This is a genomic window from Bacillus sp. JNUCC-22 (assembly GCF_018861275.1).
Taxonomy (GTDB): Bacteria; Bacillota; Bacilli; order Bacillales; family Bacillaceae; genus Bacillus; species Bacillus velezensis.
Genome location: NZ_CP076408.1, coordinates 2,039,327 through 2,056,249 on the forward strand (window position 1 = coordinate 2,039,327; position 16,923 = coordinate 2,056,249).

General features: G+C 46.7%; 12 protein-coding genes. 3 read left to right on the plus strand and 9 right to left on the minus strand.

The annotated features are described in order from the left end of the window. The first annotated feature begins 27 nt into the window (after window positions 1-27). Together JNUCC22_RS09655 and JNUCC22_RS09660 are read left to right on the plus strand one after the other, a co-directional pair. On the plus strand, window positions 28-1,911 hold the full coding sequence (locus JNUCC22_RS09655; RefSeq protein ID WP_216061665.1) for a terpene cyclase/mutase family protein: 1,884 nt from the start codon (window positions 28-30) through the stop codon (window positions 1,909-1,911). Further along, a complete protein-coding gene (locus JNUCC22_RS09660) occupies window positions 1,908-2,753 on the plus strand; it encodes a superoxide dismutase (protein ID WP_007407976.1) in 846 nt (281 codons plus the stop codon). The genes JNUCC22_RS09655 and JNUCC22_RS09660 overlap by 4 nt, the downstream gene beginning before the upstream one ends. Window positions 2,754-2,792: 39 nt before the next feature. Here the strand turns inward: JNUCC22_RS09660 and JNUCC22_RS09665 are convergent, their stop codons facing one another. After that, window positions 2,793-4,130, minus strand: a complete 1,338-nt coding sequence (locus JNUCC22_RS09665) for a sodium-dependent transporter (RefSeq protein WP_216061666.1) — start codon at window positions 4,128-4,130, stop codon at window positions 2,793-2,795. A gap of 203 nt (window positions 4,131-4,333) precedes the next feature. On the opposite strand from JNUCC22_RS09665, the gene JNUCC22_RS09670 reads away from it, so the two are divergent. Further along, window positions 4,334-5,305 (plus strand): bile acid:sodium symporter family transporter, encoded by a 972-nt coding sequence (locus JNUCC22_RS09670; protein ID WP_007407974.1) that lies wholly within the window; start codon window positions 4,334-4,336, stop codon window positions 5,303-5,305. A 27-nt stretch (window positions 5,306-5,332) separates the two neighbouring features. Here the strand turns inward: JNUCC22_RS09670 and JNUCC22_RS09675 are convergent, their stop codons facing one another. The 8 genes from JNUCC22_RS09675 to JNUCC22_RS09710 form a co-directional block, all read right to left on the minus strand. Beyond that, window positions 5,333-6,079, minus strand: a complete 747-nt coding sequence (locus JNUCC22_RS09675) for an MBL fold metallo-hydrolase (protein ID WP_136396438.1) — start codon at window positions 6,077-6,079, stop codon at window positions 5,333-5,335. Between the two features lie 73 nt (window positions 6,080-6,152). Beyond that, on the minus strand, window positions 6,153-7,400 hold the full coding sequence (gene odhB / locus JNUCC22_RS09680) for a 2-oxoglutarate dehydrogenase complex dihydrolipoyllysine-residue succinyltransferase (protein WP_132107280.1): 1,248 nt from the start codon (window positions 7,398-7,400) through the stop codon (window positions 6,153-6,155). A gap of 15 nt (window positions 7,401-7,415) precedes the next feature. Further along, window positions 7,416-10,250 (minus strand): 2-oxoglutarate dehydrogenase E1 component, encoded by a 2,835-nt coding sequence (gene sucA / locus JNUCC22_RS09685; protein ID WP_216061667.1) that lies wholly within the window; start codon window positions 10,248-10,250, stop codon window positions 7,416-7,418. Window positions 10,251-10,477: 227 nt separating this feature from the next. Beyond that, on the minus strand, window positions 10,478-12,394 hold the full coding sequence (locus tag JNUCC22_RS09690; protein WP_216061668.1) for a vWA domain-containing protein: 1,917 nt from the start codon (window positions 12,392-12,394) through the stop codon (window positions 10,478-10,480). Between the two features lie 10 nt (window positions 12,395-12,404). Next, window positions 12,405-13,295: an AAA family ATPase gene (locus tag JNUCC22_RS09695; RefSeq protein ID WP_003153758.1), complete on the minus strand. Its 891-nt coding sequence runs from the start codon at window positions 13,293-13,295 to the stop codon at window positions 12,405-12,407. A 77-nt stretch (window positions 13,296-13,372) separates the two neighbouring features. Then, complete coding sequence (locus tag JNUCC22_RS09700; protein WP_007407968.1) at window positions 13,373-13,963, minus strand: superoxide dismutase family protein; 591 nt, start codon at window positions 13,961-13,963, stop codon at window positions 13,373-13,375. Between the two features lie 81 nt (window positions 13,964-14,044). Further along, window positions 14,045-15,286, minus strand: coding sequence for a C40 family peptidase (locus JNUCC22_RS09705; protein ID WP_032869970.1), 1,242 nt, complete (start codon window positions 15,284-15,286; stop codon window positions 14,045-14,047). A 320-nt stretch (window positions 15,287-15,606) separates the two neighbouring features. Further along, window positions 15,607-16,818, minus strand: coding sequence for a macrolide family glycosyltransferase (locus JNUCC22_RS09710; RefSeq protein ID WP_216061669.1), 1,212 nt, complete (start codon window positions 16,816-16,818; stop codon window positions 15,607-15,609). Window positions 16,819-16,923: the final 105 nt, after the last annotated feature.

The following is a 16,923-nucleotide window of genomic DNA, read 5'->3' on the forward strand; positions in this document are numbered from 1 at the left end:
ATATGCTTCTGAAGGAGTTGAGCGAGTGTGAGCACAATTCATGAAAACGTCAGAAGCCGCCAAAAGAAAACCATCTCTCTATTAAGAGAAACGCAAAATGCGGACGGCTCATGGTCATTTTGTTTTGAAGGACCGATTTTGACAAACGCCTTTCTGATCCTCCTTCTCACTTCTCTTGGAGACAATGATAAAGAACTGATCGCTGAGCTTGCAGAAGGCATTCGCTCTAAACAGCGCCCGGACGGAACTTTTGCCAACTATCCTGATGACCGGAAAGGAAATGTGACCGCCACTGTACAGGGCTATGCCGGCTTGCTGGCTTCCGGTTTATATAGCCGTTCTGAGGCGCATATGATTCAGGCCGAACGCTTTATCATCTCAAATGGCGGCTTGCGCAACGTACACTTCATGACAAAGTGGATGCTTGCGGCAAACGGCCTTTATCCATGGCCCGCGCTGCATCTGCCATTATTTTTCTTAGTTATTCCCCCATCCTTCCCGCTGCATTTTTACCAGTTCAGTACATACGCCCGTATTCATTTTGTACCGATGGCCGTGACGCTTAACAAAAGATTTTCGCTGAAAAATCCCAACGTTCCGTCTCTCGCGCATTTAGATCGGCATATGACTAAAAATCCGTTTACATGGCTTCGTTCCGATCAGGATGAGAACAGAGACCTCTCTTCTCTTTTCGCGCACTGGAAGCGGCTTTTGCAGATTCCTGCCGCTTTTCACCAGCTCGGTCTGCGTACGGCCAAAACGTATATGCTTGACCGGATTGAAGAAGACGGCACATTATACAGCTATGCGAGCGCCACTATTTTTATGGTGTACGGCCTGCTCGCTCTCGGTGTATCGCGCCACTCCCCCGTTATCAGAAAAGCACTTGCCGGCACGAAAGCTTTGCTCACGTCTTGCGGCGATATACCGTACCTGGAAAATTCAACGTCGACCGTTTGGGATACGGCGCTTCTCAACTATGCGCTTATGAAAAGCGGCATCTCAGATAACGATCAGATGATAACCAGCGCCGCCCGGTTTCTGCGTGAACGGCAGCAGACGAAAGTCGCTGATTGGGCCGTTCACAACCCGCATGCTGAACCGGGAGGATGGGGTTTTTCAAACATCAATACAAATAATCCTGATTGTGATGACACAGCCGCAGTGCTCAAAGCCATTCCGCGAAAACTTTATCCCGCCTCATGGGAACGCGGACTGAGCTGGCTTTTGTCCATGCAAAACAGTGACGGCGGCTTCTCTGCTTTTGAGAAAAATGTCAATCATCCGCTGGTCCGCCTGTTGCCGCTGGAATCGGCTGAGGAAGCTGCCATCGATCCCTCAACAAGCGACTTAACCGGACGGGTGCTGCACTGTTTAGGAGAAGCGGGGCTTTCTTCTGATCACCCTCAGATTGAAAAGGCCGTCCAATGGCTGATCCGCCATCAAGAAGAGGACGGTTCGTGGTACGGCAGATGGGGTGTCTGCTATATTTACGGCACATGGGCAGCGCTGACAGGGATGAAGGCTTGCGGCGTGAGCCAAAACCACCCGGCCGTGAAAAAAGCGATCCGCTGGCTGAAGTCCATTCAAAACGAGGACGGAAGCTGGGGGGAATCCTGTAAAAGCGCAGAAGAGAAAACCTATGTTCCGCTTTCTTACGGGACGCTTGTCCAGACGGCTTGGGCGGCCGAAGCTTTGCTGCAATACGAAAAAACTCATCATCAAGCCGTCACAAAAGGCATATCTTTTCTTATTGAAAACCGGCATTACGAAGGAGCCGCTTTCAGCTATCCGACCGGAATCGGCCTGCCGAAGCAGTTTTACATCAGGTATCACAGCTACCCGTATGTGTTTTCTTTGCTTGCGCTCAGCACTTTTATGAAAATGAGTGAAAAGGAGGAAGAAAAATGAAACGGCACGCTTATCAAACCGAAATGCTGAATTGGTGTGAAACCTTGAAGGAACAAGTTATTCAGCAAGGTCGGTTCGATCGCTTCGCGGCACAAATCGACCGGATTTTTCACACCCTTCAGGATGATGGATTAACGGAGGCGGAATGGTACGAACAGGCATCAGCACTTTACCGGGACATTACTGAACCCGAAGAGCCGGATGAGCGCAGAGCTTATGTGCCGATCGGCAAGCATGTCCTCCCTAAACTGCCTTACAGTTATTCCGCACTGGAACCGTATATTTCAAGAGAGATTATGAAACTTCACCATACAAAACACCATCAGAGCTATGTTGACGGTCTGAATAAAGCAGAACTGGAGCTCAAAAAAGCGAGACAGACGAAACAGTACGACTTAGTGGCGCATTGGGGGCGGCAATTGGCGTTTCACGGCGCGGGTCATTATTTGCACAGTATTTTCTGGTTTTCGATGAATCCAAACGGAAAAAGACGGCCGACGGGGGCGCTCTTTCAAATGATTGATGTGTCATTCGGAAGCTACTCCGCTTTTAAAGAGCAATTTTCTCAAGCGGCGAAAAAAGTCGAAGGAGTCGGCTGGGCTATCCTAGTCTGGGCGCCGCGCGCCGGGCGGCTGGAGATTTTGGCCGCTGAGAAGCATCAGCTCTACAGCCAGTGGGACGTCATTCCTTTGCTTCCGCTGGATGTGTGGGAACACGCTTATTACTTACAATATAAAAACGACCGAGCGGCTTACGTGGATCAATGGTGGAATGTCGTTGATTGGCGGGAGGCGGAGAAACGGTTCGAGCAAGCGCACCGCGTGATATGGCCGCTTTATTAAAAAAGCCCCCGTCTTGAACGGGGGCCTGCTTCTTTTGGTTTAAAAAATACCAAGGACGTGCAGAAAAACGATAATAATGGCTACAGGAGCCACATAACGGATTAATAGGAGCCAGACTGCAAACCATTTTCGTTTTATACCGGAACCGCTTTTCAGTTCGTCAAACAGCATCTGTTTCGGAATTTTCAGCGGTACGAAAACGGCAATTAAAAGCGCGCCCAGCGGCATTAAGACATTGCTGACCAGAAAATCCGCAGCGTCAAAAATACTGCGGTGAAAAATAGAAACATCACTCAAAATTCCGTACGACAGCCCCGAAGGGACCCCGACAATAAATATAGCAAGTCCCCCGATCCATGCATACCGCTTCCGTTTTGCCGAATCGCCTTTTGACAAAACAGCAACTAAAATTTCAAGCATTGAAAAAGCCGATGTCAGCGTCGCAAATAAAAACAGCAGCAAAAAGGCGAGTAAAAACACGATGCCCAACGGCATTTGGTTAAAGACGGTCGGCAGCACGTTAAATAAAAGCTGCGGGCCTTGATCCGGCTTGAGGCCGAATGCAAACACCGCCGGAAAAATCGCAACTCCCGCCATCACAGCAACAAGGACATTTAATACCGTCACCGATACGGCGGATTGAACAATATTTTCTTCTTTTTCTAAATATGCGCTGTATGTAACCATTACGGACACTCCGACGCTTAACGAGAAAAATGATTGTCCCATCGCATATAAAATGGTATTGGCATCCATCGCGCCAAAATCAGGCATAAAAAAGAATTTTAATCCTTTTGCTGCATCATGCAGCGTAACGGAGCGGATCATTAAGAGAATAAACAGAATAAACAGAGCCGGCATCAGCACCTGGCTTACCTTTTCGATTCCGCTGCTCACCCCTTTTGCCACAACTAAAATCGTCAGCACGATAAACAGCAGCTGGCCGAAAACGGCTGCATAAGGATTTGAAATGGTATCGATAAATAACGTATCAAATCCCGAAGAAAGCGATAAGCCGCCTGTAAAGCCTTTTATAATGTAGATTAATATCCATCCCCCCACTACGCTGTAGAAGGATAATAGAATAAAACACGTAATGATTCCGAGATATCCGATCCAGTGCCACTTTTTCCCCGGCGCGAGCGCCTTATAGGATTCAACGGCGTTTTTTTGTGTTTTTCTGCCGATAATAAATTCAGCAAGCAAAAGCGGCAGTCCGATTAAAACAGTAAATAAAATAAAAACAAGCAGAAAAGCGCCGCCTCCGCTGGTTCCCGCTACGTAAGGGAACTTCCATATTGCGCCGAGCCCGATTGCAGAGCCGGCCGTAGCTAAAATAAATCCCAGCTTAGATGACCATTGATTAGCTTCTTTCACTTCAGCACTCCCAATTCATTTCAGTATAAAAATCAATTGTAAGAATATATGTCTGAATAGTCAAGAAGATGTTAGTTTACATAATAATTTTATTGAAAACTTATATTTAATATTGAATTATTCAGAAAATTATTTATAATGGAATACAGAAAAGTCAGTCATATTTTCTGACTGATTGATTGAATGTAAAAGGAGCTGTGTTTATGGAATGGCTGAAAAAAATAAGCAGGTTTGCGGGCCAAACCTTTGGCTTGTGGGTTATCGTCTTTGCCGGTTTAGGATTCGCCTGCCCTGATTTGTTTTCTTGGATCAGTTCTTATATGACGATTTTCCTTGGTATTATTATGTTTGGGATGGGGCTTACTCTTCAAGCAGACGATTTTAAAGAATTAATCAGAAAGCCTTGGCATGTCGTGATCGGAGTCGCTGCCCAGTTTACGATTATGCCGCTTACGGCTTTCTGTTTATCAATCGGGCTCCGCCTCCCCGCAGAAATCGCCGCGGGCGTCATTCTGGTCGGATGCTGTCCGGGCGGTACGGCATCAAACGTCATGACGTTTTTGGCGAAAGGCAATACGGCGCTTTCTGTTGCGGTCACCACGATCTCAACATTGCTTGCTCCTATTGTAACGCCGGCACTTATTATGCTGTTTGCGAAAGAGTGGCTCCCCGTTTCTTTCGGCTCACTGTTTGTTTCCATTATGCAAGCCGTGCTTTTGCCGATCGTCCTCGGGGTGATTGTGAAGCTGTTCTTCAAAAAACAGGTCGGACAAGCCGTGCACGCGCTTCCTCTCGTGTCGGTAATCGGCATCGTAGCGATTGTATCCTCTGTCGTCAGCGTAAATCGTGAGCATCTGCTTCAATCAGGACTGCTGATTGTGTCTGTCGTCATCTTACATAACGGAATCGGATATTTGTTAGGATTCCTGACTGCAAAGCTGTTCAAAATGGATTATGCTTCACAAAAAGCGATTGCGATCGAAGTCGGAATGCAAAACTCCGGACTGGGCGCAGCGCTTGCGACAGCGCATTTCTCCCCTTTGTCAGCCGTGCCGAGCGCAATTTTCAGCATATGGCACAATCTGTCGGGGTCTGTTCTTGCCACCTACTGGTCTAAGAAAAAAGAGAAAAACAGCGCCGAAGAAGAAGAAACGGCAAAGATTCCGTTTTCATAACTGAACAAGGATAGGCTGCTGCCGCTCCTATCCTTGTTTATTCTGCAGATCACGAAACAGACGCAAAAGCGCTTTTTTTACATCCCCCTGAAATAAACCTCCATGATAACAAATCAATTGGCGGATATCATAATCGAGCAGCCGCTGCACAGAACGGACCGCATCATCCATATGTAACGTATAGCCGGGATTAGCAAGGTTCAGCTTTCCGTCTTCAATGACGACCGCATCACCTGTGACCATTGTTTTTTCGGCAGGCAGATAAAGACTGATATGGCCGGGTGTATGACCCGGCGTGGCTACAACGCGAATGCCTCCGCACCAAGGCAGCAGCTCGCCGTCAGTAACTGTCCGGTGAACTGGAGCCGATTCGACTGATTGAAGCGAGCGGATGAACTGTTTTGCATAAGGCTTTGCATCCTCTGGCAATGAGCAAAACGTTGATTCAGCCTGCTCAAGCCGTAAAGATTTTTTAGAGCCGTCAATATACGGCGCTTCACGCTCATGTACTGTCACGCTGACATCCGGGTGCAAACGGTGTAATGCAGCGAGTGAACCGATATGGTCTATGTCGTGATGCGTTACAATGATTTTTGTCAATGAATGAAGCGACATTCCATGCCGGGCAGCAGCATGTTGAAGATGGTTTGTAAAACCGGGATATCCGCAGTCTATTAATATCGTGTCATGTTCGTCTTGCAGAAGAACCGGAGTGATAGAATGCAATTCTTCATTATATTCAAATTCGATCTCAAGCGGATAACAGCTTTTCATATAAATTCTCCCCTTCTCTCAATAAAAAAAGTACACTGCTTGTAAGGGCAGTGTACTTTTTGTCTGTCTCAAATTACCCTTCCAGCAACAGCTGTTCCGGATCTTCAAGCAGGTTTTTAATGGTGACAAGGAATCCGACCGCTTCTTTACCATCTACAATTCTGTGATCGTATGATAAAGCGATGTACATCATCGGACGGTTTTCAGAGCGCTCCGCATCAATCGCTACTGGGCGCAGCTGAATTTTGTGCATACCTAAGATCCCAACCTGAGGGCTGTTTAGGATCGGTGTTGACATAAGCGATCCGAATGTACCTCCGTTTGTGATCGTGAAGGAGCCTCCTTGCAGCTCACCTAATGTTAATTTATTGTTTCGCGCTTTCTTCGCAAGTTCGCCGATCTCTCTTTCAATGCCGGCAAACGTCAGGCGGTCAGCGTCACGCACGACTGGGACGACAAGCCCTTCTTCAGCCGCGACAGCGATACCGATGTCATAGAATTTTTTCACGATCAGCTCATCGCCTTGAATTTCAGCGTTAAGGAGCGGGAATTTTTTCAATGCAGCCACGACGGCTTTTGTAAAGAACGACATGAAACCGAGTTTTACTTCGTTTTGCTCAAGGAATTGGTCTTTACGGCGTTTTCTTAGATTCATAACGGCCGTCATATCAACTTCGTTAAATGTAGTCAGCATCGCAGAAGTCTGCTGCACTTCAACCAATCGTTTCGCGATCGTCTGTCTGCGGCGGGACATTTTTTGCACTTCGACAGGTTTGTCAAAGCTTTGCTGTGTTTTTGGAGCCTGCTGTTTCGGCTGTGCCGCAGGTTTTGAAGCCGGTTTTTCATAAGCTTCCACATCTTGTTTGCGCACGCGGCCGAGCGGGTCTCCCGTCGGAATTTGTGATAGATCAATTCCTTTTTCCCTTGCCAGCTTGCGTGCAGCCGGAGACGCTATCGTTCTGGATTTCGCTTCTGATTGTGCTTCCTGGCTGACTTCTTGTGCAGCAGGTTCAGCTTTTGCTTCCTCTTTCGTTTGTTCATTGGCTGGAGCACTTTCTGAAGGGGCGGGTGCAGAACTTTCGCCAGCGCCTTCTGTAATGGTACCGATAATTTCTCCTACTTGGACGGTATCACCCGAATCTTTCAATACCTCTTTTAGAACACCCGATTCTTCTGCTGTCAATTCAACATTTACTTTGTCCGTCTCCAGTTCAAGCAAGTACTCACCCTGTTCTACATAATCACCGGGCTGCTTTAACCATTGGGCTATCGTTCCTTCTGAGATTGATTCTGCTAATTCAGGTACCTTAATTTCCGCCATTTTTTCATTTCCCCCTTAGTTTTTGCGAGTCAAGCTATCAGATACAATGCGTTCCTGTTCTTTTTTGTGGACTGTCGGATCTCCTTCTGCGGGACTGGATCGTCTTCTTCGGCCGATGTATTGGACATTTACTCCTTTTGGCGCGATTTCCGTCAGATACGGGCTGATATAACTCCATGCCCCCATGTTCTGCGGCTCTTCCTGAACCCAAACGATCTCTTGCAGGTTCGGCAGTTTGGCGAAAAGCTCCTTCGTATCTTTTGCCGGGAACGGATACAGCTGTTCGATTCTGGCAATATGAAGCCAATCCTTATCGCCTTCCATTTTGTTGAAGTGATCGCTGATATCAATTGACACTTTTCCGCTTGATAATACGACGCGAGTCACTTTTTCGTAAGCATGGGAAAGACCGGACTGCTCATAGACAGGCTTGAATCGGCTTTCGCTCAGTTCCTGCACTTCAGATACCGTATTCGGGTTGCGCAGCAGGCTCTTCGGCGTCATGATCACAAGCGGGCGAATTTCCTCACGAAGCAGCATTTTCGCTTGTCTTCTTAAAATATGGAAATACTGAGCCGCACTTGTCAGGTTGGCCACCGTCCAGTTGTTTTCCGCCGCCAGCTGCAGGAACCGTTCGACGCGGCCGCTGGAGTGTTCAGGGCCCTGCCCTTCGTAACCGTGAGGCAGCAGCATGACCAGTCCTGATTTTTGTCCCCATTTTGCCCGTCCTGCAGATATGAATTGATCAAAATAGACTTGAGCCGCATTGGCAAAGTCCCCGTACTGCGCCTCCCACATCACAAGCGTTTCAGGCGAATACACGTTGTATCCATATTCAAAGCCGAGAACCGATCCTTCAGAGAGCGGGCTGTTATGCACCGTAAATGAAGCAGCGTAGTCGTCTAAGTGATGGAGGGCAACAAATTCTTCTCCTGTTTCGCTGTCATGCAGCACAAGGTTTCTTTGAGCGAACGTTCCGCGCTCTGAATCCTGTCCGGTCAGCCGGATCGGCGTGCCGTCTTTCAAAATGGAAGCAAACGCAAGCGATTCAGCCAATGACCATTCAACTTTACGGTCATCATCAAACGCTTTTGCACGTCTTTCCAGGATTCTTTTCAGCTTGCCGAACACGTTAAAAGATTCCGGCCAGTTGATAAGTTCGCCGTTCAGCTTGCGGAGAACATCAAAGTCAATGGCTGTGTCAACGTCTGGAAAACCGTTGGACACCGGTTCCGGCAATTCAATTTCCCGTACGGCGTCTTCTTTTTTGGCGGGCACCTTTTTATAGGCGTCTTCAATTCGTTTTGTCACTGCCGTTTCGATGTTTTGCGCTTTTTCCTCGCTGATCAGACCTTCACTTACGAGTTTTTCCGCAAAGATCCGCTTGACAGTCGGGTGTTTTCTGACGGCGTCATACAGCATCGGCTGTGTCGTTGACGGCTCATCCATTTCATTGTGGCCGTACCGTCTGTACCCGATTAAATCGATTAAGAAATCTTTATTGAACCGCTTCCGGTATTCAACCGCAAATTTAACGGCTGACAGGCATGCTTCCGGATCATCCGCGTTGACGTGAACGATCGGAATTTCATAGCCCTTCGCCAAATCACTGGCATATTTCGTGGATCGTGATTCATCGCTTTCAGTTGTAAAGCCGATCATATTATTGGCGATGATATGAATGGCCCCGCCGACCTGATAGCCTTTCAGAGAGCTTAAGTTCAGCGTCTCGGCGACAATGCCTTCTCCCGGAAACGCTGCGTCACCGTGAATTAAAATGGCGAGCGATTTTGTTTCGTCTTGAACCGGGTACCCCTTTTGCGTTCTTGTTTCCTGTGCCGCCCGCGTGCTTCCTTCAACAATCGGATTGATGAATTCCAAATGGCTCGGGTTATTTGCAAGCGTAATCCGCGCGCTTTTGGTTTCAGCATCCTGAAGCTGTCTGTCTGCACCGAGGTGGTATTTTACATCGCCCGTCCAGCCGTAGCTGATGCCGGTCGATCCTTCAGACGGCACAAGGTCTTTATTCGGCGCGTGCTGGAATTCTGAGAAAATAATCTCATACGGTTTGCCGAGCACATGCGCAAGCACATTTAAACGGCCTCTATGCGCCATTCCGATATTGACATTGGTTGTGCCCGCTTTCACAGACTGGGCGATAATGTCGTCAAGAACCGGCACAAGCGCGTCTAATCCCTCAATTGAAAAACGCTTCTGACCGACGAATGTCCGGTGTAAAAATTGTTCAAATCCTTCTACTTCCGTCAGTCTTTCTAAAACGGCTGACAGTTTTTCCGGTGAATTTTTCCGGAACAGTTCTCCGGATTCGACCATTTTTGTAATCCATGCGCGCTCTTCGAAATCATGCACATGGTCAAACTCGAAGGAGATGGTTCTTTTATAGGTATTGCGTAAATGCTGGATGGCTTCTAAGCCGTTTGTTATATTGGCAGGTGCGTCTTTACAGATGACAGACGCGGGTATTGCTTTCATTTCTTCTTCTGTAAGCCCGTACTCGGATAACGGAAAGAGCTCGCTCTTTTTCGGATCCTTTCTGAGCGGATTGACGGAAGCGTTCAGATGGCCATAGGTTCGAATATCTTCTGCAAGTTTAACTGCTGCTGCGATCTTTTGAATCAGATCTGCGGTGACGCGTCCCTGTTCCTTTGTACCCGATGCCTCTTTTATTTGGCTTGGCGGAGCGCCGAGTTCGTCAAACATGTCTTTCAGATCCGGATCAATGCTGTCTGGATCTTCAGCATATTGGTCGTACAGCTCCAGTGCGTAGCCGAGGTTCGGTCCGTAAAAATCTTCCCAATTCATTCTTTGTTTCATATTATTTTGAAACATTTGAATATTACCCCCAACCTAGATAATCAAGTGATCAATTCACTATCTTGAAATAACTTTTGAACGCTGTGCCCAAAATTATGTAATAAAAACGCTTCCAAGGATATTTTACCACTGATTGCGTTTGGATTCTACCTTGATTGTTCACAAAATAGTAAAAAAAACAGATCAATACCGAAAAAATTAAATCATTTTAAAATAAAAAGCGAAAAAGCATAGGAAAAAGCCTATCCTATGCTTTTATGAAGCAGTTTTTTCAAGAGCGGATACAGCACATCGGGCAGCTGATCGACATCCGGAACAAAAATACTGTACTTTCCGTACATATCCTGAATGGTTTTCATCTGTGATTCCTCTATTGCAGTATTGGACAGAAAAACATTTATGACTTCTATCCCTTTTTTTCTCGCTTCGATGACAGCCTCGCTCGTATCGACGATGCCGTTTTGTTCGTATCCGAATGCTGCCGGCTCTCCGTCTGAAAACACGATTAAAAATTTTTGCGCCTCACTCCGCCGCATCAGCTGTTTCGTCATTTGTCTGATGGCGTATCCGTCTCTGTTATCTTCTTCAGGCGCAAGCTGCATGATCAGCGGACCCGCCGCCTGCAGCAGCGACTCTTCAAACGGAATGACGGTATTGAAGAAATTCGGCTGGCTCGTTTCAGTCGCTTCGTTCGTATCCTCCCAAAATCCGACGATCTGGTGCGGTACGGACAATGATTTCAAGGCTTCATGAAAAAGAACGATCCCTCTTTTTGTTTCATCCATTTTGTCGAACATGCTGGCCGAACAATCGACAAGCAATGTAAAAACGGCGTCAATGTCTGAAGACGGGTCCTGCTTTTTAAAGAAAAGGCGCGGGTTCCGCTCCGTAAAATAGCGGATCAGTTTGCGATTCAGCCGGCCTGCGTGAAGGTCGGTCCGCGGGAGCGTCTTTTTGTGCTCAAGTGTTTTTTGTATCATCTGCTTCAGGCGTTTTTGATATGATTCTATCGTTTTTGTCTGTTCTTTATAAGACTGCTCCTCTTCAGGAGACGCTTTATGAGGCGTTTGATAAACCGGGAAGGCAAATTTATTTTCTTTTCCGTCAGCCAGCCCCGCGCCCTCATGTTCATCCTGAATGGATTCAAGCGCTTCCAGTTTGGAGTAATCCTCTCTTTTCGTCTGACGTGCGGAACCTTGAACGGAGCCGAGCGCCTGGTCACCGTCATCGCCTTCTCTGGCCGCGTCTTTCCCAAGATCTGATTTCGCGCCGTGCTCAATATCAAATTGAAGGAAACTTTTTGACGGCGCTTCGGTTTCCCGGTGCCACGTATTCATTTTCTCTTCAAGGATTTCTTCATCTCCGTCGGAAGACTCAGGGAGCGTGAGATCGTCACTTAACGAAGGCGCTTTTTTTACACTTTCGAATAAAGGCTCTTCAGCCGCTTTTTCGTAATCAAGTTCCGGCAGAAAAAAGTACGTGTTCAGCATATCTTTCTCAAGCACTTCATCAAGGCCTTCCATGAGGTCTTCCGTTATTTTTGCGATTTGTTCCGTAGAATCCGCCTCATACACCCGGATGAGCTGACGTTCAATATACGGTATCATCATATCAATATGTTCATGCATGGAAGGAATGCCTTCAAGCGGAGACTCAGCCGTCAGCTTGACAAACATCGCGCAATACAAAGCGTCGGTGAAAATGCTCCGTTCTAAATTCAATGTCAGCTGCGTCGTGAAATATTTCCTGTACATCTCCCTCCGCTTCTGAAAAACACGTTTCGTTCCCGGCCGTTCTTTTTTGATCAGCTCTTCAATTCTGATATCCTCAAGCAGCATAAACAGCTGCTTGGCAAAGCTTTGGCGGGTGAAATGCCGGTGAACGTCATTTAAAAACCCCGCAAATTCCCGAAATGAGCTGCTGCGTGTTCCGACAGCGCGCAAATAGACATCGCTTTTCAGGCCGGCTTCCATATCCCCGGCTGATCGGTCTTTCCAAAAGTGGCTCATGTAAATTTTCTTTTCAAAGGGATTGTAGTAAGACTGCACGCCGTATTCCACTTCAACTTCACTGCTTCTGGTCAGTGTTTTGGCCAGATCAGTCAGCATCATGAACAAAAACGAATCAATCGTGCTGTCATTAAATTTGATAAACTTCATTGTATATCCCTCATTCGAACAGCGTTTCTGCAATATTTCTGACAGCGGCTTTTTCCCTGTCATCGTCAAGTTTTTCTACGATGCCTCTTTCAATCGCCCGTTTCGGCGGGATGTACGCAGCCAAGTCGCACGTATCAATGAGAGCCCTGATGGACGCCGCTTCTTCTGACACTTGTCCGTTATGCGCTTGTGCGATTAAATCAGAAGACAGCGTCATAAAGCGCTCAATTAATTTCTCATCTTTTAAGACAGACTGAGAGGTCAGCACCTGCTTCAGGAGGCTTCCTTTAATATACGGGACATCAATGATGACAAAACGGTTTTTAAGGGCTTCGTTCAGCGGAACGGTGCCGACGTAGCCTTCATTAATCGCGGCGATAACACCGAATCCTTCGCTTGCCTTAATCACTTCTCCTGTAAAGGGATTTGTCATCATTTTTCTGTAATCAAGCACGCCGTTTAGAATCGGAAGGGTTTCAGGCTTAGCCATATTAATTTCGTCAATGTATAAAAAATGTCCTTCGTTCATTGCGGTTGTTACAGGTCCGGGAACGAATTCAATTGTCGCCTGTCCCTGTTCATTTTCAATCGTTTTATAGCCGACAAGCGCTTCTGCATCGAGGTCTACGGAGCAGTTGACGCTGTGCATCGGTTTATGAAAATAGTTCGAAAGCGTTTCCGCCAATTTTGTTTTCCCTGAACCCGTCGGTCCTTTTAATAAGATATTTTTTCCCATAGTCAAAGCGATGACGGCATCGAATACAATCGCTTTATCTTCGGCCTCATAGCCTGATGATCCGATTAAATCCCGGAATTCTTGGGAAACGGGATGATTTTGATAAGCCTGCAGTTTGTTTTGTATATCTTCCGGAAGTGATAGGTGCTGTAATTCTGAAGTCATAGGTGATGTTTCCTTTCCATTTGTATTCCATAACCGAGTATACTAAAAAAGCCCTTGTATACTCAATACAAAAGGGCTCATTCCCTGCGGGCGCTTTTTGTCAGGGGAGCGCAGGCGATTCTGGCTCCGGAATTTCCGCTCGGGTTTGTCAAATAATCGTCCGTATGTTCATGAATGACGAACGCGCTTCCGTCCCGGTCGAGCAGGCTGAGTCTGCTCCCTTCTTTTAATGAAGTTTGCGGCGCGTTCATAATGACATCCACTTTACCGTCAGCCCCCACTTCAAGATTGGGGAGATCCCCGGCGTGATGACCCATCGGATTGTTGAAGCCGTGTTCTTTGTTCAAAGGGTTGAACGGACCGCCGGCTGATTCGAAATCAGGTGCCTGACAAGTCCCTTTTTCATAAATATGAAATCCGAGAGAAGTGCCGGGCGGCAGATGCCCCGCTGATATATGAATGTCTGACCCTTCATCATCAGATTCCCTCACTTCGATATATCCGATCGTTTTTCCGTTTTGATTGATGAGTCCGGCATGCTCACGGTATGCAGAAGCTTCCAATGCGCGGCTTTCCCCATGTTTTTTGGGCGGAACAGGAGCGGGTCTCCCCCCGCAGCCGCAAAGCGTAATTGATGCGAGCATGAGAAAAAGCAAGAGACGATTCATGCTTCCTCCCCCTTATTTTTTACCCATCAGTCTTGTCAAAACGTGAAAATGGTAAACAAAAAAAGCCCCGAAAGGCTTTTTTTAAAAATAACTGCGCGCTCCTAAATACGCTTTTTTCCAATACGGATTGCTTAAGTTTGAAACTTCAACCCCGGAGGAGCTTGCGTGAATAAAATCTCCTCCGCCTAAATACATCCCCATATGAGAAGGGCCCGCTTTATATGTCGTAAAGAAGACAAAGTCGCCTGCTGACGGCTGGCTGATATGTTTCATCGTATTCCAATATCCGGCCGTGCTCAGACGGGAAACAGAGCTTACCTTATTTAAAAGGTAATAGATGTAACCGCTGCAATCGAAGCCCGCAGGCGTATTGCCTCCCCAGCGGTAAGGCACGCCGACATGTTTTTTCGCCTCGCCTATCATTCTGTCAATCTTTGACCCTGTCACCGGAGGTTCGGGAGTATTCGGCTTGTTTGGTTTTGCCGGTTTGTTATCCGGCTGCCGCACAGGATCTTCTGTTTTTCCCGTTCCGTTAATCACCAGAACTTGTCCGATTTGAAGCACATCAGTTGTCAATTTATTTTTTTCTCTGATGAGCTGAGCGGTGATGCCGAACCGATTAGCAATTTTCCAGAGGGAATCGCCTGCTTTTACTTTGTAAGTGGATGGCTTCTCAGAAGGGTTTGAATGAGATGGCGGTGTTGTGCCGCTGTTTCCGTTATGTGAAGAACCTTTGATCTTTAACACTTGATTCGGATACAGCATGTCTGATGTTAATTGATTCAGCTTTTTCAGTTCGGCGATGGTGATCCCGGTTTGATTGGCGATTTTCCACAGCGAGTCACCCGGCTTCACAGTGTAAGTCCCTGATGCGCCTTTATCAGGCTTTGTCTGTCTGCCGCCTCCGTCCGTGCCGCCGGCAGACCCTTTAATTTTCAGTTTCTGGCCCGGATAGATGACATCTGAACTCAAACGGTTCAAGCTTCTCAGCTCAGAAACGCTCATTTTGTATTTTTTTGCGATCACCCATAATGAGTCTCCGTATGTAACTGTGTAGGCACCCGTGCTTCGTTTTCCCTTTTGCCCCGTTTTATGTGTGCCGCTGCCGTCGGGAATGTGCAGCCGCTGTCCTGGGTGGAGTATCGTTGATTTCAGTTTATTTTCCGCCTGCAGGGCTGAAATACTTGTATGATATTGCCGGGAAAGCTTCCAAAGAGAGTCGCCGCTTTTTACTTGAATGGTTTTTGCTTCAGCGGGATGCACGGCGAAGGTTGAAGTCATTACTGCAGATACAGCCAGTCCGGCTGCGATTTTTTTCTTCATATAACGAAAAACCTCCTATTTATCATTGCTGAAAGGGACGTTCCTTTTCTTTGGACGCCGCCTGTTATGCAGGATTCATTCAGAAGTCGACATTAATTCCGATTCATTTGGCCTTAGATCATCACCAATGCCACACATTTTACATAAATTGAGAACATTTCACAAAAGACTTTGGAATCATTTTCATAACATGGCTTTTTTCCGCGACATTCCACCTTTCTTGTCTGTTTTTCATACAATTCTCTTTACGGCGTGAAAAATCCTCCCGAAAAACAATCAAAAAAAGCCCGCTTCCTTTAAAGGAAGCGGGTGAGGGCTGATTACAGAACCCGGGTCTCGGCAGTTTTCACGTCTTCTGCTATCAATTCCGCTGCACGCTGTGCTCCGCCGGCCGCTTTCAGGGATTCTCCGATTTCAGAAGTTTTTGTCTGATATTCAGGATTTTCGCTCAATTCTTTTATTGCTTCAGTAAGCAGTTCCGCTGTTACATCTTCTTTTTTAAACATTTTGCCCGCGCCCGTGTTTTCCACTTGGCTTCCGACGGCGAACTGATCTGCGCCCATCGGAATGACGATCATCGGGGTTTTGTAGTAAAGCCCTTCGCTCGTACTGTTCATTCCGCCGTGAGTGATAAATAAGTCCGCTCTCTTCAGGATCTCAAGCTGCGGAACATAAGGCTTGACAATGACATTCTCAGGAATTTCATCAAGCTCCGCCGGATCAAGATGTTTGCCGATTGACATGACGGCTTTTCCGTTAAAGTTTCTGACCGCTTTTAAGCATTTATTAAACAATTCCTTCTGATTGTTAAAAATCGTACCCATGGAAATAAACAGGACTTTTTCTCCTTCAAGCTGTTCAAACGGGAAATCTTGAGCCGCCGCCCTTTCGGTTATGGACGGACCGACAAAGAGATAAGAATCGCCAAACTCTTCTTCTTTCGGCTGAAACGCTCTTGAAGTAAATACGATGGTTTTTCTGCCGTCATTTGAGAAAATATCATACGGCGTTTTAATGTCTGCGCTGAATTCTTCATTGAGCCGGCTGACCGCTTCGGTATAAGCCGGATAATGAGATGATTCCTCTGATACAAGGTTTGTATTTGAAAACACTTCTTTAATAAATGCTTCATTCATTGCAAATGTCGTACAAAGTGAATATGCCGGCAGTTTCAGCTGGTTTCTCACGAGCCTTCCTGCCAGAAAATGATGATCATACAGGATGTAGTCGTAGGATTCATCTTTTACTTCCTCAAGAATACGGAGTGCGGCTTTTTTGGAAGTCTCAATCATTAATAGCAAAAACTCGGTAGCGTCCCGCTGTTCATCACCCGTTGCATTTTTTCCGAATTCATCTTTTCGGAAATCTTCATATTCACGGAATTCCGCTCCGCTTGACGCGATTTTGTTCTCATATTCCTTCACGCCGTAATATACGACATGTTCCCCTTTTGCCTTCAGTTCTTTTACGACGCCTAAAGACGGATTGATATGGCCTTCTCCCGGAAAGCCGATCATCAATACATTTGCCATCTTTCCACTCCCTATTCTTTTAAATTTTATGTATATTTAAACGATAACATCAATACAGAAAAAGGTAAAGATGTTCACCTTATTAATATTAAATGGGTACAATAT